At 61.9% G+C, this 26,258-nt stretch carries 25 protein-coding genes; 10 read left to right on the top strand and 15 right to left on the bottom strand.

Features of this window, described 5'->3' with window-relative positions; all coding sequences use genetic code 11:
- Positions 1–3,295, bottom strand: a 3,295-nt coding sequence (locus tag IDH44_RS24005) for a DNA polymerase III subunit alpha (protein ID WP_190921364.1), incomplete at its 3' end; no start/stop codon positions are given.
- A 123-nt stretch (positions 3,296–3,418) separates the two neighbouring features.
- Between IDH44_RS24005 and IDH44_RS24000 the strand changes: the two genes are divergently transcribed.
- From IDH44_RS24000 to IDH44_RS23990, 3 genes are all read left to right on the top strand, one after another.
- Positions 3,419–3,745, top strand: coding sequence for a YtrH family sporulation protein (locus IDH44_RS24000; RefSeq protein WP_190921370.1), 327 nt, complete (start codon positions 3,419–3,421; stop codon positions 3,743–3,745).
- Between the two features lie 2 nt (positions 3,746–3,747).
- On the top strand, positions 3,748–4,284 hold the full coding sequence (locus tag IDH44_RS23995) for a hypothetical protein (RefSeq protein ID WP_190921363.1): 537 nt from the start codon (positions 3,748–3,750) through the stop codon (positions 4,282–4,284).
- 84 nt (positions 4,285–4,368) lie between these two features.
- The gene (locus tag IDH44_RS23990) at positions 4,369–4,659 is read left to right on the top strand and encodes a YtpI family protein (protein ID WP_190921362.1); all 291 of its coding nucleotides are present in this window, start codon (positions 4,369–4,371) and stop codon (positions 4,657–4,659) included.
- Between the two features lie 10 nt (positions 4,660–4,669).
- Here the strand turns inward: IDH44_RS23990 and IDH44_RS23985 are convergent, their stop codons facing one another.
- Positions 4,670–5,944: a DRTGG domain-containing protein gene (locus IDH44_RS23985; RefSeq protein ID WP_190921369.1), complete on the bottom strand. Its 1,275-nt coding sequence runs from the start codon at positions 5,942–5,944 to the stop codon at positions 4,670–4,672.
- A 251-nt stretch (positions 5,945–6,195) separates the two neighbouring features.
- On the opposite strand from IDH44_RS23985, the gene IDH44_RS23980 reads away from it, so the two are divergent.
- Positions 6,196–7,533: a sensor histidine kinase gene (locus tag IDH44_RS23980; protein WP_190921361.1), complete on the top strand. Its 1,338-nt coding sequence runs from the start codon at positions 6,196–6,198 to the stop codon at positions 7,531–7,533.
- A gap of 116 nt (positions 7,534–7,649) precedes the next feature.
- On the opposite strand, the gene IDH44_RS23975 is transcribed toward IDH44_RS23980, so the two are convergent.
- Together IDH44_RS23975 and IDH44_RS23970 are read right to left on the bottom strand one after the other, a co-directional pair.
- Positions 7,650–7,931, bottom strand: a complete 282-nt coding sequence (locus IDH44_RS23975; RefSeq protein WP_223869989.1) for a hypothetical protein — start codon at positions 7,929–7,931, stop codon at positions 7,650–7,652.
- Between the two features lie 100 nt (positions 7,932–8,031).
- Positions 8,032–8,367: a YlbF family regulator gene (locus tag IDH44_RS23970; RefSeq protein ID WP_190921367.1), complete on the bottom strand. Its 336-nt coding sequence runs from the start codon at positions 8,365–8,367 to the stop codon at positions 8,032–8,034.
- A gap of 229 nt (positions 8,368–8,596) precedes the next feature.
- Here IDH44_RS23970 and IDH44_RS23965 point away from each other — a divergent pair, with 229 nt between their 5' ends.
- From IDH44_RS23965 to IDH44_RS23945, 5 genes are all read left to right on the top strand, one after another.
- Positions 8,597–9,967 (top strand): YheC/YheD family endospore coat-associated protein, encoded by a 1,371-nt coding sequence (locus IDH44_RS23965; protein WP_190921360.1) that lies wholly within the window; start codon positions 8,597–8,599, stop codon positions 9,965–9,967.
- A gap of 16 nt (positions 9,968–9,983) precedes the next feature.
- A complete protein-coding gene (locus IDH44_RS23960; RefSeq protein WP_190921359.1) occupies positions 9,984–11,159 on the top strand; it encodes a YheC/YheD family endospore coat-associated protein in 1,176 nt (391 codons plus the stop codon).
- Positions 11,156–12,529, top strand: coding sequence for a YheC/YheD family endospore coat-associated protein (locus IDH44_RS23955; protein WP_190921358.1), 1,374 nt, complete (start codon positions 11,156–11,158; stop codon positions 12,527–12,529). The genes IDH44_RS23960 and IDH44_RS23955 overlap by 4 nt, the downstream gene beginning before the upstream one ends.
- Complete coding sequence (locus IDH44_RS23950; protein WP_190921357.1) at positions 12,529–13,683, top strand: YheC/YheD family endospore coat-associated protein; 1,155 nt, start codon at positions 12,529–12,531, stop codon at positions 13,681–13,683. Before IDH44_RS23955 ends, IDH44_RS23950 begins: the two co-directional genes overlap by 1 nt.
- Positions 13,684–13,748: 65 nt before the next feature.
- Positions 13,749–14,870 carry a YheC/YheD family endospore coat-associated protein gene (locus IDH44_RS23945; protein WP_190921356.1) on the top strand — a complete coding sequence of 374 codons (1,122 nt, stop codon included), beginning with the start codon at positions 13,749–13,751 and terminating at the stop codon, positions 14,868–14,870.
- Positions 14,871–14,934: 64 nt separating this feature from the next.
- Here the strand turns inward: IDH44_RS23945 and IDH44_RS23940 are convergent, their stop codons facing one another.
- The 9 genes from IDH44_RS23940 to moaA all read right to left on the bottom strand — a co-directional run bounded on the left by IDH44_RS23940 (position 14,935) and on the right by moaA (position 22,547).
- Positions 14,935–15,588 carry a stalk domain-containing protein gene (locus IDH44_RS23940; RefSeq protein ID WP_190921355.1) on the bottom strand — a complete coding sequence of 218 codons (654 nt, stop codon included), beginning with the start codon at positions 15,586–15,588 and terminating at the stop codon, positions 14,935–14,937.
- Between the two features lie 218 nt (positions 15,589–15,806).
- Positions 15,807–16,376, bottom strand: a complete 570-nt coding sequence (locus IDH44_RS23935) for a manganese catalase family protein (RefSeq protein WP_190921366.1) — start codon at positions 16,374–16,376, stop codon at positions 15,807–15,809.
- Between the two features lie 116 nt (positions 16,377–16,492).
- A complete protein-coding gene (locus tag IDH44_RS23930; protein WP_190921354.1) occupies positions 16,493–16,759 on the bottom strand; it encodes a spore coat protein CotJB in 267 nt (88 codons plus the stop codon).
- Positions 16,756–16,986, bottom strand: coding sequence for a spore coat associated protein CotJA (locus IDH44_RS23925; protein WP_190921353.1), 231 nt, complete (start codon positions 16,984–16,986; stop codon positions 16,756–16,758). The genes IDH44_RS23930 and IDH44_RS23925 overlap by 4 nt, the downstream gene beginning before the upstream one ends.
- Before the next feature lie 152 nt (positions 16,987–17,138).
- Positions 17,139–18,275, bottom strand: coding sequence for a radical SAM/CxCxxxxC motif protein YfkAB (yfkAB, locus tag IDH44_RS23920; protein ID WP_190921352.1), 1,137 nt, complete (start codon positions 18,273–18,275; stop codon positions 17,139–17,141).
- Between the two features lie 81 nt (positions 18,276–18,356).
- Positions 18,357–19,475 carry an HD-GYP domain-containing protein gene (locus IDH44_RS23915; protein ID WP_190921351.1) on the bottom strand — a complete coding sequence of 373 codons (1,119 nt, stop codon included), beginning with the start codon at positions 19,473–19,475 and terminating at the stop codon, positions 18,357–18,359.
- Positions 19,476–19,576: 101 nt separating this feature from the next.
- On the bottom strand, positions 19,577–21,025 hold the full coding sequence (locus IDH44_RS23910; RefSeq protein ID WP_190921350.1) for a bifunctional metallophosphatase/5'-nucleotidase: 1,449 nt from the start codon (positions 21,023–21,025) through the stop codon (positions 19,577–19,579).
- Positions 21,026–21,056: 31 nt separating this feature from the next.
- On the bottom strand, positions 21,057–21,533 hold the full coding sequence (locus IDH44_RS23905) for a hypothetical protein (protein ID WP_190921349.1): 477 nt from the start codon (positions 21,531–21,533) through the stop codon (positions 21,057–21,059).
- Between the two features lie 12 nt (positions 21,534–21,545).
- Entirely contained in the window at positions 21,546–22,547 is a 1,002-nt protein-coding gene (moaA, locus tag IDH44_RS23900; protein WP_190921348.1) for a GTP 3',8-cyclase MoaA, read from the bottom strand.
- A gap of 130 nt (positions 22,548–22,677) precedes the next feature.
- On the opposite strand from moaA, the gene IDH44_RS23895 reads away from it, so the two are divergent.
- Complete coding sequence (locus IDH44_RS23895) at positions 22,678–23,418, top strand: molybdenum cofactor biosynthesis protein (RefSeq protein WP_190921347.1); 741 nt, start codon at positions 22,678–22,680, stop codon at positions 23,416–23,418.
- Between the two features lie 121 nt (positions 23,419–23,539).
- On the opposite strand, the gene IDH44_RS23890 is transcribed toward IDH44_RS23895, so the two are convergent.
- Both IDH44_RS23890 and sufB read right to left on the bottom strand, forming a co-directional pair.
- Positions 23,540–24,592 (bottom strand): C40 family peptidase, encoded by a 1,053-nt coding sequence (locus tag IDH44_RS23890; protein WP_190921346.1) that lies wholly within the window; start codon positions 24,590–24,592, stop codon positions 23,540–23,542.
- Positions 24,593–24,855: 263 nt separating this feature from the next.
- A complete protein-coding gene (sufB, locus tag IDH44_RS23885) occupies positions 24,856–26,253 on the bottom strand; it encodes a Fe-S cluster assembly protein SufB (RefSeq protein WP_190921345.1) in 1,398 nt (465 codons plus the stop codon).
- Positions 26,254–26,258 lie beyond the last annotated feature (5 nt).

Below are 26,258 nucleotides of genomic sequence, written 5' to 3'. Positions count from 1 at the left end.
GGCGGCTGCGGGATTCGCCCGGTTCCGCAGCGGCCGCGCGGGGCGGCCGCCCCGCACGGCGCGCCTGGCCGAGCAGCCGACGCGCCGCGCCGGTCAGGTCGTCCGTCGGCCGCGCCTGCGCATCCTCGACGAGCAGCTTGACCTCCTCGTCCTCGTGCTGGACGGCCGCATGCAGCAGCGCCAGGCCTCCCTTGGCGAGCTGCTCCGCGCAGCGCTTCCAGACCGAGGGGAAGACGACGGCCTCCACATGCATGATCCGGTCCTCCACGCCGAGGAACGCCATCGCCTGGCCCTTCTTGGTCGTGAACGGCTTCATCGTGACGATGCGCGCCGCGACCACGACGTGCGCGCCCTCGGGCTTGTCGGCCAGCTCGATCATCCGCGCCGCGCCGAGCGCCTCCAGCTCCTCGGCGTATTCATCGAGCGGATGGCCGGAGAGATAGAGGCCGAGCAGTTCGCGCTCGTATTCGAGCTGCTGCCCGGACGTCAGCGGCGGCACCTCGGGCAGCTCCACGTCCCAATTCTGGACCTCCTCGAAGCCGAACATCTCGATCTGCAGCTCCTCGCGCTGACGGCGCCACTTCTGCGCCGCCTCCACCGTCTCGTCCAGAGCTGCCAGCAGCTGCGCGCGGTGACCCGGCAGCCCGTCGGCCGCTCCCGCCTGCAGCAGCGACTCGAGCACCCGCTTGTTGACGACGCGCAGGTCGACGCGGCGGCACACATCGACGAGCGAGGCGAACGGACCGTCCGCCCGCGCCCGCAGCAGCTCCTCGATCGCATGGGTGCCGACGTTCTTGATCGCCGCCAGCCCGAAGCGCACCGCCCCGTCCTCGGGCTCGAAATTGACGCCGCTCCTCCCGACGTCCGGCGGCAGCACGCGAATGCCCATGCGGCGGCACTCCTCGACATATTCGGCGGTCTTGCGCTGGTTGCCGGCGACTGCGGCGAGCATCGCCGCCATAAACGCCACCGGATGATGCGCCTTGAACCACGCCGTCCGGAACGCCAGCACGCCGTAGGCCGCGGCATGCGCGCGGGGGAAGCCGTAATCGGCGAAGCGCACGATCATATCGTACACGCGATTCGCCTCCTCGGCCGCATAGCCCTGACGCTCGCTGCCGCTGACGAAGTGGGACCGCTGCTCGTCGAGCACCTCGCGCTTCTTCTTGGATACGGCGCGCCGCAGCAGGTCCGCCTCGCCGAGCGAGAAGCCCGCCATCACGGCCGCGATCTGCATGATCTGCTCCTGATAGACGATGATGCCGTACGTATCGGCGAGGATCGGCTCCAGCGAAGCATGCGGATAGCTCACCTCGGATCGTCCGTGCTTGGACGCGATGAACTGCGGGATGAACTCCATCGGACCCGGACGATACAGCGCCACCACCGAGACGATGTCCTCGAAGCCTGTCGGCCTCAGCTCCCGCAGCACGCGGCGCATGCCCGCCGACTCCATCTGGAATACGCCGGTCGTCTCGCCGCGGCCGAGCATCGCATAGGTCTGCGGATCGTCGTCCGCGATCAGGCCGAAGTCGACCTCGGCGTGCTCCCGCTCCCGCACCCAGCCGCCGGCGCGGCGCAGGATCGAGAGCGTACGCAGGCCGAGGAAGTCCATCTTCAGCAGGCCGATCGCCTCCAGATGCTCCATCGCATACTGCGTCAGCGCGGCATGCTCGCCGCCCGGCTGCAGCGGCACGTGGTCGGTCAGCGGATCGTGCGAGATGACGACGCCCGCCGCGTGGGTCGAGGCATGGCGAGGCATCCCCTCCACCTTGGCGGCCATCTCCAGCAGGCGCGCCGTGGCCGGGTGGGTGTCTGCGAGCTGCTGCAGCTGCGGATTGCGCGCCAGCGCCTTCTCCAATGTCATGCCCGGCTGCTGCGGAATCTGCTTGGCCGCGCGGTCGACGTCGGCATAGGGCAGATCGAGGACGCGGCCGACATCGCGTACGGCGGCGCGCGCCGCCATCGTCCCGAAGGTGATGATCTGGGCGACGTGCGCCGCGCCGTACTTGTCCGTCACATAGGCGATCACCTCGTCGCGGCGCTCGTCGTCGAAGTCGATGTCGATATCCGGCATCGAGATCCGCTCCGGATTGAGAAAGCGCTCGAACAGCAGCTTGTAGCGCAGCGGGTCGACGTCGGTGATGCGCAGCGCGTAGGCGACGAGACTGCCGGCCGAGGAGCCGCGGCCCGGTCCGGTGCCGATGCCGCGCTCGTGCGCGTATCGGATGAAGTCCCAGACGATCAGGAAATAATCGCTGTAGCCCATCTCGCGGATGACCCTCAGCTCGTAATCCAGGCGCTCGGCAGCCTCCTCCGCAAATCCCGCCTGCGCCTTCATCCGCGGATCCTCGGCGAAGCGCTCGCGCAGCCCTTGCTCGCACAGCCGGCGCAGATAGGCTGTGGAATCCATGCCCCCGGGCAGCGGATCGAAGATCGGCAAGCGCGCCTGACCGAGCTCCAGTTCAAGGTTGCATTTGTCGGCAATCGCCTGCGTATTGCGCAGCGCTTCTGGCACATGCCGATACAGCGCCGCCATCTCCGCGCCGCTTTTGAGATAGAGCTGATCGGAGGCGATGCGGAAGCGATCCTCGTCGCTCACCGACTTGCCCGTCCCGATGCAAATCAGCACATCCTGCACGGCCGCGTCCTCCGCCCTCAGATAGTGGGCGTCGTTGGTCACGACCAGCGCGATGCCGGTCTCCTCCGCGAGCCGGATCAGACCTGCGGCCGCCTTTTTTTGCTCGGTCAGGCCGTGATCCTGCAGCTCGAGATAATAATCGTCGCCGAACAGCTCGCGATAGCGCAGCGCAGCCGCGCGCGCAGCCTCGTAGCGATCCGCGAGCAAATGATGCGGCACCTCGCCGCTCAGACAGGCGCTCAGGCAGATCAGGCCCTCGCGGTGGCGCGCCAGCGCCTCCATGTCGATGCGCGGCTTGTAGTGGAAGCCCTCGAGATGGCCGATCGAGACCAGCTTCATCAGGTTGCGATAGCCCCGGCGGTCTTTGGCGAGCAGGATCAGATGATGAATCGGACTGTCCTTGCGCGCCGGACGCTCGTGACGGCTGCCCGCGGTCAGATACACCTCGCAGCCGATGATCGGCTTGACGCCGTGCTGGACGCAAGCCTGGTAGAACGGCACGGCGCCGTACATGACGCCGTGATCGGTCAAGGCGAGCGCCTTCATGCCCAGCTCGGCGGCGCGCGCCGGCAGCGCGCGCGTGCGCGCCGCGCCGTCCAGCAGGCTGTATTCGCTATGGACGTGCAGATGCACGAACGATTCGGAATGATTCATTGCAGCCTGTCCTTCCTGCCGTTCTTGTTTCCATCATTTTATCATAATGTGGGGGCACCCGCCCATAAAATGAACTATACAATCCGGACAGGCGTCCGAACAGGCGGTGGTAGCGTGGAGGGCATGAACTATTTTTTGTCGAAGACGATGCTTGATTTCTTCATTGCGTTCGGAATGGTGATCGGCGGCGCATTCCTGGCCGGGATCGGCTCCGTGCTGGTCTTCCAGGCGCCGGGACCGGCGATGATTGATACGGCTGACAAGCTCAAGATCTGGGCGATCGTCGCGGCCGTGGGCGGGACGATCGATCCGATGCGGGTCATCGAGACCAATATGCTCGAGGGCCATCTCTCCCCGGTCGTCCAGCAGATCTGCATCATCCTCAGCGCCTTCCTCGGCGCGCATATGGGCACCGAGCTGATCAAGCTGATCGGCGCCGAGGCGCTCTAGCGATGCGCGTGCCTCAGTTTGAGCGCTACCGCCGCACCGTGCTGGCCGGCGCCGTTTTTTTGATCGGCATGCTCGCCGGCGCCGCCCTGTTCAACACGCTCTATCATTACCAGCTCAATGCCCTGCACAGCACGATCGACGGACTGAGCAGCATGATCGAGGAGCGCGATCACGATATCCGGCTGCTCGACGAGTACAAGCACCAGCACACGGTCATCAAGACCGTGCATCCCTATATCGAAGAGATTCGCACGGGCTCGGCCGCCGGAAGCGCGATCGACACGCGCACCGAGGCCGAGCTCAAGCGGCGCATCAAGGAGGACCTCAGCGTCTTCATCGGCAAGAGCGTCTACGATATCGGCTCCGATGCGCGGCTGGCGCGCATGCTGCTGGACCGCAAGATCTATGTCGGCGGCGCCGTCGACCGTCGTACCGGCGGCGTGCTGGAGGACGACTATATCGTGACCGTGCGGACGATGCTCGTCGTCGACTCGACCTTGACCGTGTGGGTCGAAGCCAGAGTGCACAAGCGGGACTAGGCGCCGCCCCGTCTTTCGTAATGGGTGACGGCCATGCTACAATAGACGCATTACGAAATGAAAGCCCAAGGAGGTTCCACCCGCATGCTTGTCATCCAATGGCTGCTCGGCGCAGGAATTATCGCGGCGCTGGTGCTGACCGCGTGGTTCAGCATTCGCTATCGGCGCGAGGCCGATCCGCGCAGACGCGGATTGAATAACGCCCGCATGAATATCAGCATGGGCACGATGCTCGTCCTGATGGCGCTCGTGCAGATGCTCGTCTTCAGTGGCTCCACCGTACGTCTGATCATCGGCGCGGTCTTCCTCGTGCTCGGCCTGTTCAACCTGTTCGCCGGGCTGCGCAACCACAGCTTCTACAATGCCAGTCGATGAAGCGCCTTTTCTAATACGGGTCGATGAGCTGTGCCGTCAGCATCGCCTTGGCGGCCAGCCCGGCCTCGTCCACAATTTCGATCTCCGCCTTCGCCGACTTGCGGTTCATATCGAGCAGACGCGGCAGAATGGTCACCTCGCTGTCGATATGAATCGGCCGCACGAAATACGTGGTGACCCCTTCCAGCACGTAATCGCGCCTGACCGCCTTCCGAATGAGCAGCCGCGCCGCCTGCAGCAGCAGCGCCTGCAGCACGCCCTCCGACACGGTGCCCAGCGGGCCCGACATCTGCGGCGCCAGATGCCCGCGGTAGCTCGTCTCGCCGCCTTCGCCGGTCGCCTTCTCGAATCCGCTCCACATCAGCTCGTCGTACGTCTCGCCGGACTGCTGCTGCTCGTTGGCGAATTTCATCGCGGCCAGCACCTCGGGCCGGCGCACGACCGCGAGCAGCTTGCGCTGGCGGTCGACGACGGGCAGCAGATCGATGCCTTCGGACGCCATCAGATGCGCCGCCGAGGTAATCGGCGTATTCGGGCGCACCGTTACGGGATTGCGCGTCATCAGCTTGTCCGCCGTCTGCTCCGCCGGCGACCCGGCCGCATCCTTGGCGGCCAGTATGCCGACCACGCGATTCCAATCGTCGACCACCGGGAAGCGCATCTGACCCGAGCTGCGCTGGCGCGCCTCGAAGGTCGCGACCGTATCGCTCATCCGCAGCGCCTCCAGCTCGCGACCGAACGCCACGATGTCTTCGATGAGCATAATTTTGCGCTTGATGACCCGGTCGTACATCGCCCGGTTGATCATCGAGGCGACGGTGAAGGTGTCGTGCCCGGAGGAGATGATCGGCAGGCCGCGGCTGTCTGCGAGCTGCTTGACGCGCTCGCTCGTGTCGAAGCCGCCGGTGATCAGCACTCCCGCCCCCTCCTCCAGCGCGCAGTAGTGAGCGTTCTCCCGATTGCCGACGATCAGCAGGCTGCCGGCATTAATGTAGGACAGCATCGCATCGAGCTCCATTGCCCCGATCACGACCCTGTGCAGCGTCTTGCCCAGCCCGCCCGCGCCGCCGAGCACCTGCCCGTCGACGATCGCCGTCACCTCGGCGAATGTCAGGCGGTCAAGCTGAGCTCGCTGTTTTTTTTCGATGCGCACCGAGCCGATGCGCTCCTTCGTACTGACAATGCCCCGGCTTTCCGCCTCCTTTAGAGCGCGGTAAGCCGTCCCCTCGCTGACCTCCATCGTCTTGGCAATTTGGCGCACCGATATTTTGGTGCCGATCTTCATCGCCTGGATGTGACGAATGATTTTTTCGTGCTTTGTCACCGCTTCGTGCTCCGAATGGTTGGACGCCAACGCTTCACGCTCCTTTCCGGTTCGCTGCGCAGCTTCGTGCGCAGAACGTATTCAATTGAGTAACAGAATAGCACGAGTTGACGCGAATTGCACAAGCTTTACTCGAAAAAAAGCCTACCATTTTGGTTGGAAAACAAGTAAAGTAGGTGTTAGAATCATGTTGGCCGCAAGGAGCGCTCGGAATGGACTACATCATGCAGTCATTGACGGTTTTGGTTTTTCTATCAATTCCGCAAACGTTTATCCACCTTTGGTTCGTCCTGGTGTTCTGGGGCTTTCCGATTCCGCGCGCGCTGCCGAGGTTGCTCGCCTTTGCCGTCGTCTACGCGCTCTATGTGGACCTGGCCTTTTTGGCGCTGCCGACGCCTCTTCACATTCTCAATTCCGCCCTGGCTTTTTTGGCGCTGAGCTACGTTTTTTTTCTAAGAGCCGGCCTGCGCGACCGGTTGATGGTGCTCGTTTCCATGTTTACCCTCACCGTCATCGTTGATTTGCTTGCGGCGTCGGTGATCTCGCACTTCGCCGACCCTTACCGGATCCGCAGCGGGCCGGCCTCGGATATGATGTACGTGTGGCCTTTTATTGCGGCAGTCGGGCTACTCGCCTATTGGATGCATACGCGCGGGCGATCGCCGGGCATCCGCATCCGCCGTTATATCCTGGAGAGTCGCAATCGTCTGCTGCACGTCTTTCTCCTTTCCGTGTTCGTGCAGGTCGTATTGGCCGCTATCTATGTAGCCACCCAGCTTACGCAGCAGTTCGACACCTTGTTCACTGTGCTTTTTCTACTCGGCATCGCGACGATGGTCGCGATCAGCTACCTCTCCCTTCGTCTGATCAGCCAGACCCGCTCCGAAGCGATCCGCGCCACGCAGAATCGCTATGTCGGCGACCTCATGCAGGTGTTGACCTCGTTGCGCGGGCAGCGGCACGACTTCGCCAATCATCTGCAGGTCATGTCGGCTATGGTCACGATGGGCAAGCACGAGCAGCTCAAGCGCTACATCGATGAAGTGGCAGATGATCTGCAATCAGGCACAACGAAAGAGCTCCTGTGGCCTTCCTCCGCCGTCTCGGCGCTGATCCAGGCCAAGGCGGCATCCGCAGCCGAGCGACGCATCGAATTTCAATACGAAGATATCGAGCTGTCGCCTGCCTGGCAGTCGATTCGCAATATCGACCTTGTCCGCATTATCGCCAATCTGCTCGACAACGCCTTCGATGAAACGGTCAAGCTGCCCGAGCATGAACGCCGTGTCTCTCTGCGTCTGCGGGCGGAGGACGGCCATCTGCTGCTCGAGGTGACCAACAATTGTGAGTGGCTGACCGACGAACGCCGGAGGATGATGTTCACGCCCGGCTATACGACCAAGGGCGGTCCTCATTCCGGCCTGGGACTGGCGATCGTGCGCGATCTGACGGACGGATACGGCGGCCGTGTCGAGGTGCGGGAGAGGGGACGGGGCCGGATTCAATTCGCAGTCACGCTGCCGCTGCACGCCCATCGCCGATACGGATAACACCCGGCAGCCGAGCGACGAGGCCACCCCGCCACGAGGGTCTTGAGACTCGCAAAAACGCCCCTCGGAACCGGGTTCCGAGGGGCGTCGCAGCATCGCTTACGACCATCCGCCGCTTACGATCGCGCGCCGCGCCTTACGACCGCCTGCTCGAGGCGTCGCTCCCAGGCCGCGCGCTTTGCCCTGCGGATACGCGCAAGGGCCAGGGCGGTTTCCTCGTCCATACCCAGCAGCGCATACAGATTGGCAGCGACGACGAGCAGAGCGAACGACGTCCACAGCAGGCCGAAGACAGCGGCCGGCGCGCCGGCGTCGAATTCGAGACGCGGTACGGCCACGGCCAGCATCGCGATCGCCAGCAGCAGATGAATGAGATGCCGGCGTTTGGCTCTTCGCATAGCGGGAAGCTCCTTTCTCCAGGGCCCGTCCATCGGCGGGAAGCGCCCCTTCCTTCCCTACTAAGCTATGCCCGTTGTCCCGCTTTTATGTGCCATGCTGTTATTCGTATACATTTTTGAGGGCTTCGCCAATGATTTTGTTGACATCGTCAAAAATGACGGTGAATCTCCGCTCCGCTTCGAACAGGCGGTTGATCAACGGATTAAGACTGAGCACTTCATACAGCTTGTTCATCGTCTCCATGTCGTCCTCGCTCGGCTCCTCGCCGCTCATCATCAGCTGCTGCAGGCCGTTCTGACGCTCGCGAAAATCGTCCATCATTTTTTTGGCCTCGCCATCGGCTTCGACCGCTTCCCTTGCGGTCCGCAGGTCCGTGACCTCCTCGCTGTCTCGCAGCGCTTTCGCCAGATCATACGCCTTGTCGTACAGATTCATCCGATCCCCTCCAAGCTCCTGCACGCGTTGCCGCGCTCCCGCCTGCAATGCGTTTCTTCGATCATACCACCAAGTTATGCCCTAAGCCAAGTTTGCTTGCGCGAATCGCGATGCCTAATGAAAAAGGTGGCCAATCACCAAGGGATAGATGTCCTCATATGATGGAGTATTCGCGAGGGCCCCAGACCTTCACAGGCGCCATTTTTTGCTGGTTGGAAGGAGCGCAGTCATGATCAAAACGAAAGTCGCCGTACAAGTCATCGGGAGCGACAATCTCTCCGAGGATGCGCTGATGCTCGGCGAGAATTACCTCAAGCAGTGGAAAATCCCGCAGGGGCAGCCTGTCATCTTCAAGTTCGGCTCGTTCCGGCAGCATGTCAAAATCATGCCGGTTCGCCGCCTTAACGGCATGCGCATCGGCCCGACCCTGGCCCGGCGAATGGGCCTGCACGGCGCGGCCACATTGCGCATGCATTTCCGTCCGCAGACGATGACGTTGTCGCTCGGGCCTGTGATCGGCGTGCTGATCAGCCGCGATTTTCCGGGTGTGCGCGAACGCCCCTTCGGCACCATTACGTTATTTTGCAAAGAACTCGTCGATGCCTGTCGCAAGCAAGGGGCCTATGTCTATTTTTTTACGCCCGGCCACGTCGGCAGCAGCACCAGCTCGCTTCAGGCCTGGGTGTACGGTGGTGGATGGCGACGCACGGAGGTGCCGATCGCAGACGTGATCAACAACAGGCTGACCTCGCGCAAGTTGGAAAATAAACCGAGTCTGCAGCACTTTTTGAAGGAAGTCAAATCGCGGTATCAAACGCAACTGTTCAACGAAAAGTTTCTCGACAAGACGGAAGTCTTCGACGCGCTGCGACGCGATTCCGGCGTGCACCGTTACCTGCCGGAATCGCATATGCTGCGTAATTACTCCATGCTCAAAGCGATGTGCGCCAGATATGCCACGGTCTTCCTGAAGCCGGTGCGCGGCAGCCTCGGCAAGGGCATCATTCGCATCACGCGCGGCGAGGACGGCACGCTGCACGCCTTGCACACGACGCCGATCGGCACGCGCAAGCAGACGTATGCCAGCGCCGCCAAACTATTCGCAAGTCTTTCGGGCAAGCTGAAGACCGTTCGCTATCAAATGCAGCAAGGCCTCCAACTGATGGAGGTGCAAAAGCGGCCGGTCGATTTTCGCGCACTGGTGCAAAAGACGTCGACCGGCGCTTGGGGGCTGACCTCCATCGTCGCGCGAATTGCCGGCAGCCAGCACTTTGTCTCGAATCTGGCGCGCGGCGGCAAGCTCAGCCCGGTCAGCGACGCCATCGCCAAATCAAATCTGTCCGGTCATGCCAAAAAAGAGGCGGCCGGCCGCTTGCAGCGGGCCGCCCTCGACATCGCGCGCGGCGTGGACACTCATATCCCGGCGCATTTCGGCGAGCTGGGCATCGATCTGGCGCTGGACGCCAGCGGCCGCGTCTGGTTGCTCGAGGTGAATTCCAAGCCATCCAAAAACGACAACACGCCGCTGAGCGCCGATCAAAAAATTCGTCCGTCCGTCAAGCTGATGATTCAGTATGCCCGTTATTTAACCGGCTTCTGACACCTGGGAGGCACCCATGAAAAAAAAGCCTTGGACGCTTGGAATTGTCGTTCGGCTAGAGCGGGAGCATCGGGTCGACGCGCCGGCGCGCTTGCCCGAGGATCGGCTCTGCCGGGCGCTCTGCGAGGCTGCTCCGGCCTACGGCATGCGGGCGATTGTGCTGTCGCCGCAAAACAGCGGTCCGCGCAGTCCGCGCATGCAAGGCTACACGCTCGAGGCCGGCGCCTGGCAATTTGGTCCTGTCGTCCGTCCCGACGTCGTGTACGATCGCTACTTTGCCCGCTCCGGATCAGAGCTGCTGGCGCTCAGCCGTCTGCTCGGCGGTGCGGCCGAGCGCCAAGGCATACCAGTGCTCGGCTCGAGGCTCCCCGGCAAGCTCGAGGTCTACCGCACGCTGCGGCGCTGGCCGGCCGGCGACCCGCTGCTGCCGCCGACCGTGCCCTACCGCGGCTCGGATCAGCTAGTGCAGCTGCTCGGGCGCAGCCGGGCGATCGTGCTCAAGCCCAACGGCGGGATGCAAGGCCGGGGCGTGCTGCGCGTGCGGCTCGAACGCGATCGCGGGCGGTGGGAGCTGTGGGGCCGCAACAGCGCCAATGCGCCGCTGCGGCTCCGATTCGAACAATTCGAGGCGCTGACGGCCGAATTGGAGCGCATCATGGGCAGGAGGCGCTACCTCGTGCAGCGCTATTTGGAGCTGAGCGACGCCCGGGGACGACCGTTCGACGTGCGCGCACTCGTGCAAAAAGACGGACGCGGACAATGGCGGCTCACCGGTCAGGTCGTCCGCCTCGGCCAGCCGGGCTCGTTGACGGCGAATCTGCACGGCGGCGGCTCGGCCGAACCGGCCCTTGACGCACTGCCCCGGCTGCTCGGTGCGCGCGCGGCGTCCAATGCGTGCGCTCGAATCGAAGAGCTGAGCCTGGCAATCGCCCGTCGCCTCGAGCAGGCCTACGGCCGCAGCTGCGAATTCGGCCTCGATTACGGTCTCGAGCCCGAGGGGCGACTCTGGCTGCTTGAGGCCAATTCCAAGCCGGGTCACCAGGCGTTCAGCGCCGGAGCGGAGTCGGATTTTGAAGCTTCTGCGATGCTGCAGCCGCTTGCCTATGCACACTATTTATGCAGCCGACAACCTGCTTTGTCTTTCATCGAAACACGTTTTCAAGCCGAAAACGTTCAGGAGGTTCATTCATGAGTTTGACGATCTGCAACGTTCACTTTTCCCAGCAAGGCAAGAAGGCCGTCTACCTCTCCCGTCCACTGATCAAGCAGCTGCGGCTGACAGGCAAAAAAAGCGTGCAACTCAAGCTGGGAAAAGAAGTCGTGACGACGGCAGTGCGGCCGATCAAGCGCGCCGGCTATCATATGTACTTGCCGAGCGGGCTTCGCCAGAGCATCCGCATTCCGAAATCGGGTCATGTGTACGTGTCCAATAGCGGCGAGGACGAGGTGCAACTCGGCCCGCTGATCGGCGTACTCACCGATGCCGGCCTCCGTTCGACGGGCATGCCCTTCGGCTCGCGCACCGGCTTCATCAAGCAACTGCTGCGACTTGGCGCCAACAAAGCCTATATGTTCGCCTTCACGCCGCGCGACATCGATTGGCAGGCGGAAAGGGTCTACGGGTACTTCCTCAACGGCGATGGCAGCTGGTATCGCAGAAGCGTGCCGCTGCCGGATGTCGTGTACAATCGCCTGCCGAGCCGCAAGGCGGAGACGACGACGTCCATCACCTCGCTGCGCGAGCGATTCATCCGCAAAAAAATACCGTTCTTCAACTGGAGCTTCTTCAACAAATCCGACGTGTATCATCTGCTGGACGGGGATGTCGAAGCCGCCCGCCATATGCCCGAATCCGTATCCAATCCGAACTCGGAAAAGATGAAGGAGATGCTGGAAAAGCACCAGTTCCTGTATTACAAGCCGACCGCGGGCAGTCTCGGCAACGGGATCTACCGGCTGACGTATCATCCGAAGCGGGGCTATTTCGCCCGTTATCGCCGCTCCGGCAGCAACGTGCTGCTGCGCTTCAATACGTTTGCCAGCCTATCGCGAATGCTCAATGCAAGGCACGGACGCGGCTTGCGGCGCTATGTCGTCCAGCAGGGGGTCCGGCTCATCGAGATCGACGGTTGCCCGATCGACTTCCGCTTCCATATGCACAAGAACGGCAAAAACGAGTGGGTACCGGTCGGCATTGGCGCCAAAAAAGCAGGCCGCGGCAGCGTCACGACGCATATCCGCAACGGGGGCTCGCTGATGACGCCCGAGCACGCGCTGCGCCGCACGTTCGGCGACAAGGCAGACGAGGTGCTGCTCTACGCCAAGAAGGTGGCGATCAAACTTTCCGAAGCGATTGAGCGCAATTACTCGCATATGCTCGGGGAGCTGGGACTGGATATCGGCATCGACAAGGAAGGCGAGGTCTACATGTTCGAAGCCAATGCCAAGCCCGGACGCTCGATCTTCAAGCATCCCGCGCTCAAGGAACAGGGACGCGCTTCACTTGCATATATTCTTGAGCATTGTCTGTACCTGAGCCGGTTCCGGAGGAGGGATATGTGATGGCCGTTGGGCTGAACCACGAGCGCCAAATCGGCGAAGTCGCTAGCACCAAGCCCGTCCTGGCCATTTTGACAGTTGACGACGATGTGCATTTTTTTCGCGGCAATCGCAACAATTTTGCCGACCTGCTGCGAACCGGCAAAGAAATCGGCTTTGTCTCTTATGTGCTGACCACCAAAAATCTGAAGCTGAGCAAGCAGCGCGTCAAGGGCTTTGTCTTCTCCGAGTCGACGCAGACCTGGTATCACCGCAGCTTTCCGCTGCCCGATATCATCTACAACCGTATCCCGCTGCGCGAGGATGAGGTGCAGCCTGCGGTGCAGCGTAAGCTTGCAGCAGTCCTGAAGCGGCGCGATATTCGCATGTTCAATCCGGCCTTCTTCGATAAATGGACGTTGTTCGAGTGGCTCAAGCTCTCGCGCACTACCCGGCCCTTCACGCCGTCCACGAGGCGACTGGTCTCCCGGGCCGGCCTGTCGCGCATGCTGCGCAAGCACGCTTTTTTGTACCTCAAGCCAGTAAGCGGCAAAGCGGGCATGGGCATCATGACGATCCTGATCCAGCCGGAAAAATCGATGCCCTACCGCCTCAAAATTCAGGAAAAACGCAAAAGCGTGACCTACCGCTGCGCCAGCCTGGCGCAGCTGTGGGCCCGCATCAAAAAACAGAGCGGAAAGGAGCCGTATATCGCGCAGCAAGGCATCGAGCTGGCCTCCTACAAGGATCGGCAGTTCGACCTGCGGGCGCTTGTCCAGAAGAACGGTCGCGGGCAATGGGACATCACCGGCATCGGGGCGCGCCTGGCCGGCTCCTCCAGCATTACGACGCATGTGCCGCGGGGCGGCAGCATCGAGGATCCGGAGCGGATGCTCAGCCATGCCTTCGGCCAAGAGCAGGCGCACCGCATTTTCGTGAAGGTAAAAAATACGGCTCTGCTGATCGCCCGACAGATCGAGCGCGCGAGCGGCCACCAGCTCGGCGAAATGTCCATGGACCTGGGGGTCGACGCCACCGGACATATCTGGTTTTTCGAGGCCAATGCCAAGCCGATGAAGTTCGACGAGCCGCATATACGCAAAAAGTCGCTGGAACGCATTTATCACTACGGCTTGTATCTAATCAAGCAGCGCGTCGGAAAATCGGGAGGTGCATGAGCGATGCAGAACCTGGACTCGGTAACGTTCGGCGCCGGGTCGTCCGCCCGAAGGGAGGTTGAGATATGACGCAACCTGTACTCGGCATTCTGACGCTCTATCTTAATGGCAAGCGCACGCTGGAGGAGCGGGCCGTCTATCAGCGCATGATCACGGCCGGCCGCGCGCTCGGACTGGACGTGTACGTGTTCACGCCACAGGACGTCCATGACGCTTCGGGCCGCATTCACGCCTTGCAATACGATCCCCGAAGCGGCCGTTGGAGCCGCAGCTGGCGGCCATTTCCGATGCTGATCTACGACCGCTGCCGCATCCAGCGCAGCCAGCGGTTCGAGCAGCTCAAGCGGTTTCGCGCCAAGTACAGCCATTTGCAATTTTTGAATCGGCCGATGCGCAACAAGTGGACAGTGTACCAGACGCTCAGCAAGGAGAAGCGCTTCCGTCCGCATCTGCCGCACACCCGGATCGTCGAGCGCACCGCCGACATCGCCGAGGCGGCTCGCACGTACAATCTGCTCTATCTCAAGCCAATCAACGGCACCGGCGGCCGCGGCATCGCCCGGCTCGAGCAGCGCAGCGGCAGCACCTGGCTGCTGCAGGGGCGCGACCACGCCAGACGCATCATTCGACCCGAGCGCGTCTCCGCCGAGCGTATGCTGAGCCGACTGGCGCGCTGGGATCTGAAAGGACAGCGATACATCATCCAGCAGGGCATCGAGCTGACGCTGCCCAGCGGCCGTGTGCACGACTACCGCATGCTCGTGCAAAAGAACGGCGAAGGGCGCTGGCAGCTCACCGGATGCGCCGCCCGCATCGGCGCCAAAGGGAGCGTGACCTCCAACCTGCACGGCGGTGGACGCGCCGTGCAGATGCGGACGCTGCTCAAGAGCTGGTTGGACAAAGAAGGCTCGACGGCGCAGGTCGAGGAGCGCGCCGCCGAGCTCGGCGTGCAGATTGCAGAGCATCTGGAAGCCTCCTACGAGGCGCTCTGCGAGCTCGCGCTTGATCTGGCGATTGACCGCAACGGCCATATCTGGCTGCTGGAGGTTAATCCGAAGCCGGCCCGCGAAGTGTTCGCCCGCGCAGGCGAGCAGGCGACGTATCGCAACGCGCTCATTCGGCCGCTTGAATACGCGCTGTGGCTGTATCGCCAGAAGGACGCAAAGGACGCAAAGGCCGACAAATAAACGCAGAGCGCCCGAATGCCAGACTCGGCATCGGGCGCTCTGCGTTTTGGTCACAGAGAGTGTATTAGTGGTATGTGGAGGTCGAGACCGGAATCAGGTAGCCGCCGCCCGATACGGAAACGGAAATCGTATCCACATTGGAAATATTCGCTTCAATCGTCATCATGCCGTCCTCGATGCCGACGGTTTCCGTTTTAAGCGTCGTGTTGCGATCAAGATCCTTGATGATGATTTCGCGCTCGCCCTCGCCAATGGCGGCGAACCGCAGCTTGAGCAGCGTGTACTTGGTTTCTGGATACAAGATAATCGTGCCGCCATTTTCGTTATAATACGCTTCGTTATAGGTTGTTCCCTTGTACGTCGTCTGTGCCGAATCACGCGTCAGATGCGAGCTGTCGTGCTCCTCGGCGGCGATGGAGACGCCTTCGCCGGATTGCCCAAGCAGCACGGTTTTGGTCGTATTGTCGAACTTGACGCCGATGCCGACCAGCTCGGAAATCGAGCGAAGCGGCAAATACGTCGTATTGTTGTAAGTAATTGGCGCGACAACCGAGCCGTTGCCATCCTTGAGCTGTACGGGCACGCCGTCGTATTTGATCTTCAAGTCTGGATTCAAATACGCCTTGATCTCCTGCAAATTGGTCGCTGCAAATGCGCCGATGCCGACATTAAGCAGCAGCGAAGCGCTCATCACACCGACGAGGACTTTCTTTTTCATCGTTCCATCTCCTTTTCTCTCTTCAGCACATAGACCGCTGCACATTCTTCATTAAAAGTTTAATACTAAACCATTGAGCCGACAATCAGACCAAGGGTACAAATCCTCGCCATGCTTGTCCACAATCGGGACGTTGGACACAACAACGAAACCCGCCAGGTCAGGCACCTCCGTCTCAAGGAAGATGCCTGCTGCAGGGCAGCGTTGCCACTCCGGGATCAGTACACCTTCTTCTGTTCCCGGTCGTCGACGATCAGTTGGACCGCCTCCTTGAAGCGCATCGCGTGCACAACCTCGCGTTCGCGCAAAAATTTCAGACTGTCCTGCAAGTCGACATCGTCGGTCATGTCGATTAGCCACTGATATGTAGCCCGTGCCTTCTCCTCGGCTGCGATATCCTCGTACAGATCGGCGAGCGGATCGCCCTTGGCCTGAATGTAAGCCGCCGTCCAGGGCACGCCCGCTGCGTTGTTGTAGAAAAGCGCGCTGTCGTGGCTGGCAAAATGCGCGCCCAGTCCGGCTTCTTCCAGCTGCTTCGGCGTGGCGTCCTTGGTCAGCTTGTAGATCATCGTCGCAATCATCTCCAGATGCGCGAACTCTTCGGTGCCGATATCCGTCAGCAACCCAATGACCTGATCCGGAATCGTGTAGCGCTGATTGAGGTAACGCAGCGCCGCAGCGAGCTCGCCGTCCGCGCCGCCGTACTGCTCGGCCAGGAATTTCGCCATGCGCGGGTCGCATTTGCTTACCCGCACCGGGTATTGCAGCTTTTTCTCATAAATCCACATGCCCTCACCCTCCATATGCAGCTTGTGTGCAGCCGCCGGATCGTCTTTTTGGCGTTGCAGGACCGGCAGCGGCCACGCTCTGCCAGCCGCCTCATCGGCCGGGAGTAGCGCCTGGACTACACCTGCCATGGCCAGGGCTGCTGGGCCCATTGCCAAGGATAACGCGAATAGCTCTGACCGAATTGCAGCAGCGGGCCGTATTGCTGCTCGAATTGCTGCGCGCATTGCCGCCGCTGCTGCGCCAGTTGATTGAATTGCTGGAGCGCCTGCATGTCGTTCGGATGCGTATCGAGAAACAGCGTCAGCTCGACCAGCGCAAAATCGTATTGCTGCAGCTGCAGCAATTGCGCATAATATTGCTCATCCAACGTCTGTGTGCTCAATAGTCGCCGCCTCCTTTACCGACTGGCGGGCATGGATACGGGCTGAACAGCGCAGGCCAGAGCGTACCGCGGCGCAACGCTTCCGGCAGCGGATACTGCGGCAGGTTCATCGGCTGGAACGGTATGAACTGATTGGGCGGGACGACATAGGTCTTGACTCGAATCGGCGGACACGGATCGAACGGTCCGACAAACGGGTAATATACCCGGCACTGATTGTTGTTCACGGCTCGCCATCGCTCCTTTCGCACTCGGTTCCCTTTACCTATCCTATGCGAATGCCCAGACTTCGTGCATGTCCGTTCAAAATAAGCCGCTATCGCCCGATCGGAGCGCAGCGCAAAAAACGGGCTTCGCCTTATTCGGCGAAGCCCGTCGATCAGAGTACCGCTTGGCGGACGCTAAAATCGGTCTCCCGGTAATACATCTCCTTGACAAGCAGGTTCGGTCCGCAACAATCGGCGGCCGGACAATGACAGCTGACGCTGCGCGCCAGCTCGCTGCCGAGCCAGCGCTCGAACAGCGCGTCGAGCCGGTCGGATCCGATATTGCCAAAGGCCGGCACGTCGGAGAAATCGGTCACGAACACATCTCCTGTGAACAAATTGACGTTGAGCCGGTTGCGTCCGTCGGGGTCGTTGCGCACCGTGACGCCCTCGGTCTCGCGCAGCCTCCGGAGCAGCTCCCGCTCGGAGGGCGACGCGCTGCAGGCATAGAACGGCAGCGTCCCGAACAGCATCCAGACGCTCCGATCGCGTGAAGCCAGCAGCCGCTCGATCGCGGCCGCCATATCCTCGCGGCTCAGCATCGGCAGATCGGCGGCGAATGCGCTCGGGTACATCGGATGCACCTCGTGCCGCTTGCAGCCCATCTCCACGATCAGCCGATGAATTGCATCGATATGAAGATGCGTGCGGTAATTGATCATCGACTCGGCCGAGACGAGCATCCCCCCGTCGCTGAGCCGGCGCGCATTAGCAATCATGCGCTCGTATAATCTGGCCGCGGCCTCCCGGGGCGGCGGGTGCGGCGAACGGGCGAAGCCGATGTGATGAAAATCATCCGCATCGCGGTAATTGAACGAAATATGCATGACGTCGAGGTCGGCGAGCAGCGGCTCGTACCGGTCGTAATCGAGCGTCAGATTCGAATTGATCTGTGTGCGCACGCCGCGCTCCCGCGCATAACGCAGCAGCGGCAAGATATAGTCCTTCATCGTGGACGCCGCAAACGAAGGCTCGCCCCCGGTAATCGAGATCGTCTGCAAGTGCTCGACCTCGTCCAGCCGCCGCAGCATGTGCGCCAAGGGCAGCTTGCCCGGCTCCCGCCAGACGAGCGTATCGCCGACCGCGCAGTGCTCGCAGCGCATATTGCAAAGGTTGGAAACGGTCATCTCCACACTGGTTAGCCGATGCCGGCCGTACCGGCGCAGCGCGTCGATGGGATCCCACGGGTCGTTGTCCGGCGCAAGCGCGCCGGGCGCACCCGCAGGCGATACGGAGGTAGAATGAGACATAGCTATCAGCACCTGACTTTGTAAGAATGAACGGCATCCCTCTATTGTAACGCCTGCGCCCGCGTCAACGCAATGGCGCGCCTAGCGCGGCGCTCGATCGGGATGGGGCAGCGCGTCGTTGTTGACCGCGGTGATCATCAGGGACAGCTCGCGCGACAGATCGCGTTCGACCGGGGGGCGGAGCGGCTCCCCCGCTTCGTTGTCGAGGATGCGCACGATCGGCCGATGCGGAGAGTCGGAATTGTAATCGACGACCACCCCGCGCTCGCCGGTGTTCAGCTCGACCGTCAAGCCGACCGGATAGAGGATGACGCGCTCCTTGAAGGTCTGCAGCATGTCCTGCTCGTACAGCACGCCCGAGCCGCCGTACAGCTCCTCGACGGCTTGATGGGGCAGCAGGGCGCTTTTGTAGACCCGCGAGGCCGTCATCGCGTCGTATGAATCGACGATGCCGATCCACTTCGCATAGTCGTGAATAGCCGAGCCGGTTAATCCGCGCGGATAGCCGCTGCCGTTGAGCCGTTCGTGATGCTGCAGGGCGCAGTGCGCCGTCAGCAGCGGAATGTTCGGCTCCTCCTTGAGCAGTTCGTAGCCGAGCGTGGTATGCCGCTTCATCTCCGCAAATTCTTCGTCGCTGAGGCGACCCGGCTTGAACAGCACCTCGCTCGGAATTCGCGTTTTGCCGACATCGTGCAGCAGCGCGCCCATCCCCAGCACGGTCAGTTGATCCCGGGAATAGCCGGCGCCGATGCCGAGCAGCGTCGTATACACGCATACATTAAGGGAGTGCTGGTACAAATAATGATCGGTCGTGCCGATATTCATCAGCATGATCATGGCGTCCTTGCTTGCCAAGAGATCGTCGAGGATCATGGACATGATCGCCTTGAATGACTTGCCGATGTAAGGGTATGTGACGACGCCTTTGCGCTGCGGCGCTTCCATCATGTCGCGAAAGCCGGACCTGATGCCGGACAGCGCCCGGCGCCGCGTCTCCTCGCTGAGCGGCTCGGGCGCTTCCAGATCGCTGGTGCGAGGGTCGTCGATATACACATGGCCGATCCGATAATCGCCGAGTCGGCGTATCAACGGCCCCGTGAGCTCGACCTGGGCGGCCAGCAACACCTGTCCATCGTCGGAATAGATTGTCTTGGCCAGCTTCATGCCGGGCTGACAGCTTGTAATCGAAACTAATCGCATGTCGTATCGCCTCTTGACTTAGGATCAAATACAGCCGAGTCAGATGCTCCGCTATTCCCTATATCGGCTTGCCGAATCCGAATGATTAACGGTGTCGGTCTTCAGTTGAGCGCCAGCGCCTGCCAGCGCGGCTGCAGGCAACGCTCCACTTCGTCCTGATCGGCGAGCTGACGGGAGAGCACGTCGCGAATGAATTCGGGCAAAAAGTACGCTCGCTCGCTCCCCTCCTTGAGGCTCGGATAGCCCGCGCCGAAGGTAAACATATCGATTGTGCCGACCAGGTACCCGCGCTCCGGCTCCAGCGGCTTGTCCGCAATACGGGCCTCGACGATGCGGCTGCCTGGCGCGCGCTGCGGATCATAGACGACAGTCATGCCATCTACAGCGAGCGAGCCCAGCACATGCCCGCGAAAGCCGAAGCCCTGCAGTCGCTTGTCCGCAAATTCCGGCAGCAGCGACTGCTCGAGCGCCTCCAGTAGCTGCGCGCCCCGCATCCGTTGGCGGCACGGATTAATCGGCGACGGGCAGAGCGCATGCAGCTGGCCTGCGGTCACTTCGCCGCGCGCCAGACCGCCCAGCAATTGGCCGGAATTGACGATGCCGATCTCGCTCTCCGTCCAGCGACGCAGACCTGCCGCCAGCAGATTCGGGAGCGGCGATTCGCGATCGGTGCGCGCCGGCAGCGGCGTCTGCAGCCGCGTCACGACGCGGCTCAGCCGTCGTTCGCCGGACTCCCGGAAGCGGCTGATGATGGCCGCCGCCTCCGGATCCATCTCGCCCGCACCGAGCGGCACGCATTCGGCCGTGATGAGCGGTTCGCCGTTTTCGCGCAACGCGATTTCCACGCGTCCGAGATATTCGCCGAATTTGCCGGTAGCGCAAATGACCGTGCCCCCGGCACGCAGCGGCTCCTGCAGCAGATGATGGGTATGCCCCCCCAGGATCAGATCGATGCCCGCCACCTCGGCCGCCATCCGCTCATCCTGGGGCAGGCCCAAGTGGGACAAGACCACGACGACATCGACGCGCGGCCTCAGCCACCCCACCTGCGCGGCAATCGACTGCAGCGGGTCGCGAACCTGCCATCCGAGCAGACGATAAAAGTCGTTGTATTGGGCTGTCGCGCCAGTCAGTCCGATTCGCAGCCCGCCCCGCTCGATAATCAGCCGCGCCAGCACCCACTCGGGCAGCTCGCCGCTCTCGCTCTCGGCCATATTGGCGCACACGACAGGGAAGCGCGCATGGGCGGTATAGGCATCGAACAGCTCGTCCTTGCTGTAGGTCAAGCCTTCGTTGTTGCCGAACGTGACCGCGTCGTACCCGGCCTCGTTGAGCAGCTCGATATTGACACGTCCGCCGCTGCCCTCAGTCTCCAGACGCATGCGATCCATGTGATCGCCGCAGTCGAGCACCAGCAGGCGATCGCTGCCGTGCGTGCGCCGGGCCTCGGTGATACGCGCCGAAATTTTGGCCGCTTGTTCGAGCCGGCTGTGAATATCGTTGGTATGCAGCAGGACGACATGCTTTGCATGTTGCGGCTTTTTCTCCATGCCTTCCTCCTTGAACGCCGGCAATGGCGGCCTACTTTTTGCGCATCTCTCCAGGTGCGAACACTTTTTTGAAGCCGTACGTCGCCTCCAGATCCGACGGCGCGCGCTCCATGAATTGCAGACGGACGACGCGCTTGACATTCAGACACTCGCTGACGCCGTGCGGCGCATACAGCCGGACGGGCCCGATATCGCCCAGCGGCTCGCCCTGCTCGGTGGCGACCAGGATCGCCGCATGCTGCAACTGCTCCCACGGAACGATCGCCTCGAAGGCGTCGGCCGCCTCGAGCTTGAGCGCCTGCGGAATCGGCTCTTCGCGCAGCCCCTCCCGCTCGCGCCAAGCGGCATACCAGCGGTGAAAATCTACCGCGCGTCCAGAAGTCCCCGGCACGCGCTCGCCAATCGCGAACCACGCGCCGGCGGTTTCGGCAATCGCTGCAGCGGTGAGCGTCTGCGGGGCCGTCCGCTCGTGCTCCACACGGACCTCTCGTGGTGAAGCCTGATTCATTCCGATTCCTCCCTAGCCTCCGATTTGGGACATGCGGCGCCCGGTCGGCACATGCGACTGCGCCTCATCCGCCAGCTTGGCGCCCATCTCGTGGTTCTCCGGCTTGATGTCCATCGCGCGCTGCAGCAGCGCGCGCAGCCGCTCCCGGCTGCCGAGCGCCGGGCGCACATCGAGCTCATCCATCCAGTACAGGCACGGCTTGATGAAGCCGTCCGCCGTCAGGCGCAGCCGGTTGCATTGCTTGCAGAAGTGGTCGCTCACCGGATGAATGAGTCCGAACGAGCCGCTCCCCCCTGCCATCGTCCAATCCTCGGAAGGGCCGTTGCCCTTGACGCTATCGCGCGGCGACAGCGCGTAGCCCGCCCCCTCCGCCACTTCGAGGACCCGCGAGAGCGACAGATACTGTCGCTTCCAATTCTCGTCGGCATGGCCGATCGGCATATATTCGATGAACCGCACGTGCAGCGGATGGTCGTACGCCAACTTGAGGAAGGCGGCGATCTCATCCTCGTTGACGCCCTTGAGCAGCACGCAGTTCAATTTGATTGGCGCTAGCCCGACTTGCGCTGCGGCTTCGATGCCCTCCATTACCCGTCTCAGTTCGCCTCGTCTGGCGATGAGCCGAAAGCGGGAAGGCTCCAGCGTATCCAGACTGATGTTGATTCGCGTCAGCCCGGCGTCCTTGAGCGCGCGAGCCTGCGGCGCAAGCAGCAGTCCGTTGGTCGTAAGCGCGATATCCGTGATGCCGGGGATCGCCGCCAATCTGGCGATCAGGCTGTCCAGCCGCGGTCTGACGAGCGGCTCTCCGCCGGTCAGCCGCAATTTGGCAATGCCCATTTCCGCGGCTGCCTCGACGAATGCCACGATCTCGTCGTAGCTCAGCAGCCCTTCCTGCGGCAGGAATTCGACCCCTTCCTCCGGCATGCAATACACGCAGCGGAGGTTGCAGCGGTCAGTGACGGAAATGCGCAGGTAGTCGTGACGTCGGCCGTACCGGTCAATCAGTTGGGTCATACTGGCGCACCCCTTTCCCAATCCTTCTCTCTAGCATAACATTTTTTCGGCCCATATGATATGCTTGTTGCGTGCCCGTCCGGGGCTGTGCCGGATCGATGAAGAGGATCGGAGGGACCGTGAAGACGCCATGAAAACGACCTATACCATTCAATTATTTGCCGGATTGGGCGAGCAATTCGGAACGCCCGTGATCCGCTTGGCGCTCGACGCGCCCAGTCTCACCGTGCGTGAGCTGAAGCGGGAATTGATCGCCCGCTATCCCGAGGCGGCCGAGCAGATTCGCGGTGCGTTCGTCGCGCGCAATCAGGCCTACGCCGAGGAGGAAGAATCGGTGGGCGGCGCGGACGAGCTGGCCTTGCTGCCGCCGGTATCGGGCGGTCAGCCCGCTGAGGAAGAGGAAGCGCGGGCGGGGGCTGCGGCTGATCTCCGGTACGAGATCACCCATGCTCCGCTGTCCATCGAGGCGGTGACTGCGCGCGTCATAGACGCCTCCTGCGGCGCCACGCTGACCTTCGTCGGCACGACGCGTGAATGGACCGGTACGCAGCGCACCGTGCGGCTCGAATACGAGGCGTATGCGCCGATGGCGCTGCGCACGCTGCGGCAGATCGGCGATGAGGTCGCCGTCCGGTGGCCAGGCACGCGCAGCGCTATTTCGCATCGGCTCGGCGTCGTCGAGCTGGCCGAGACGAGCGTCGTCATCGCGGTCGCCGCGCCGCACCGCGACGCCTGCTACGAAGCGAGCCGCTACGCGATCGAGCGGCTCAAGCAGATCGTGCCGATCTGGAAGAAGGAGATCTGGGCCGACGGCTCGGAGTGGAAGGGCCATCAGCAGGGCCCGTGGGATCCGACGTCAACGCAGCATTGAACACACCGGGCGAGGCGGCCTCGATGGCCGCCCCGCCCGGCGATTTTTTGCATAAGCGTCAGGTCCGCAGGCATGCGGAAACGCGTATTGAGCACAGCGGCGTCCGTTTTTCACCGCATTTCTAGAGCACGCGTTTGGCATAGAGGAAGGTCTTCTTCCAGTAGGCCTTGTCGATATCCGTGACCTGCACGCCATCCTCCGGCAAGGGGCTGGCGTGGATCATGCGCCGATTGCCCATATAGATGCCGACATGCCCCACCTTCTGATCGCTTTTGAAGCGCCCGGGGACATAAAAGTAGAGCAAATCGCCCACGCGTAGCTCGCTGCGGGAGACATACTCGCCCTTTTTCGCCTGTGCGCGCGCGGTGCGCGGCATCTCGAGGCCATAACGGCGAAAAATATTCCGCACAAACGAGGAGCAATCGAAGCGCTTGCTCTGCGCATACGGATCGGCCCCGAATTCATAGGGCACGCCCAAAAACTTTTTCGCCGAGGCGACGACCTCCTGCCCTTCGGCGGCGAGCATCTTCAGGCCGTCCTCGGCCTGGCTGGCCTGCAGCCCTGCCGTCGGCCCTGTGCCCCCGCCCGGCTCCCGCGTTTTTTCCGCTCCTTGCTTTCCTGCTTGTTGCGCTCGGTTAGCCTCCTGCGCCCCCTCCGCCGGCTGCACAGCCGGATCGAGCGGATCGTCGCCAAAGTCCTCTCCTCCCGCCTGCGCGGGATCAGCATAATCCGGGGCCGGAAAAATGGCGACCTGCGTTTCGTCCACCGTGAACACCGCCTCATCGCCGAACAGACGCTTTACCGCCGAGCTCGGAATCGCCAGACTGGCTTCATGCTTGCGCGCAGGCCCGTCCATCTGTACCTGCTGCTCCTCCTTGACCGCCGTGGCGGAATCGACCTGGAAGGACCAGATCACATCGTGATCGCCGATGCGGTACGTGCTATTGTCGGCTGACCAAGCCGTTTGAAAGCCGATCAGTCCCGCCATTTTGCCAATGTCGACATACGCGCTTCCGTCCAGTTCAATCACGGGCACGGTGGATTGTCCCACTTGCAGCGCGCTTGGCCCATGGCGCTCCGTGCCGTCACCGTTTTCCGCGCTGCTCCACGAGCAGCCGGCCAGCAGTCCCGTCGTCAAGGCGACGAGCGCCAGACAAGCGCCTAACTTTCGCATATTCGTTCTTCCTTTCGCCTTGGAGTCACGGCTTGCGCCTGACCTATAGCATCGAACGAGTTACGGAAAAATATGCATGCGGATCGCGAACGCCAAGCCCCACCCCCGACCCGGCGAGGGCGCAGTGCTATGGGGGAGAATGGGCGCCGGCCAATTGTGCAGCGATGTGGGTGCAGACCGCGACAAAAAAACATGTCCGCGTACCAAAAGGTACAACGGACATGTTCAAGGCGAAACTGCGAGACCCGGTTTTCTAAGCCTCTTTATCCGATACTGCCTTCCATTTCGAACTTGATCAGACGGTTCATTTCGACCGCATATTCCATTGGCAGTTCCTTGGTGAACGGCTCGATGAAGCCCATGACGATCATCTGTGTCGCTTCGGCTTCGGTCAGCCCGCGGCTCATCAGGTAGAAGAGCTGATCCTCCGATACCTTCGAGACGGTCGCCTCGTGCTCGAGCGTAATGTTGTCGTTCAAGATCTCATTGTACGGAATCGTGTCGGACGTCGATTCGTTGTCGAGGATGAGCGTGTCGCATTTGACGTTCGCCTTGGAGCCCTCGGAGTTGCGACCGAACGAGGCCAGACCGCGATACGTCACCTTGCCGCCGTGCTTGCTGATCGACTTGGAGACGATCGTCGACGTTGTGTCCGGCGCCAGATGGGTCATTTTCGCGCCCGCATCCTGGTGCTGGCCTTTGCCGGCGACTGCGATCGAGAGCACCATGCCTTTGGCGCCGCGTCCCTTGAGGACGACGGCCGGATATTTCATCGTCAGCTTGGAGCCGATATTGCCGTCCACCCACTCCATCGTGGCGTTCTCCTCGGCGACCGCGCGCTTGGTGACGAGATTGTAGATGTTCGGCGCCCAGTTCTGGATCGTCGTATAGCGGGCCCGCGCATTCTTCTTGCACAGGATCTCGACGACTGCGCTATGCAGCGAGTTGGTGCTGTAGACCGGCGCCGTGCAGCCCTCGACATAGTGCACGAAGCTGTCCTCGTCGGCGATGATCAGCGTGCGCTCGAACTGCCCCATATTTTCGGAGTTGATGCGGAAGTACGCCTGCAACGGAATTTCGCATTTCACGCCCTTCGGCACATAGATGAAGCTGCCGCCCGACCAGACCGCGCTGTTGAGCGCCGCGAATTTGTTGTCGCTTGGCGGGACGACCGTGCCGAAGTATTCGCGAAAGATTTCCGGATGCTCGCGCAGCGCCGTGTCGGTGTCGGTGAAGATGACCCCTTGCTTCTCCAGGTCCTCCTGCATGCTGTGATAGACGACCTCGGATTCGTACTGCGCCGATACGCCGGCCAGGAACTTTTGCTCCGCTTCGGGAATGCCGAGCTTGTCGAACGTTTCCTTGATTTCCGTCGGCACTTCCTCCCAGGTTTTCCCTTGCTTGTCGGAAGGACGCACATAGTATTGAATATCGTTGAAGTCCAGTTCATCCATGTTGCCGCCCCAGCGCGGCATCGGCATTTTATTGAATTGCTCGAGCGACTTCAGGCGAAAATCGAGCATCCACTGCGGCTCGTTTTTCATTTTCGAGATGGTCTCCACCACTTCCGGCGTCAAGCCCTTGCCCGACTGGAACACTGCCTTGTGCTCGTCGCGGAAGCCGTATTTGTACTCTTCCATTTCCGGCATTTTTTTGGCCATTGCGC

The organism is Paenibacillus sabuli, assembly GCF_014705605.1.
Classification (GTDB): domain Bacteria; phylum Bacillota; class Bacilli; order Paenibacillales; family Paenibacillaceae; genus Paenibacillus_D; species Paenibacillus_D sabuli.
The sequence above is the reverse complement of the archived record's forward strand: the minus strand, read 5'-3'. Positions and strand labels throughout refer to the sequence as shown.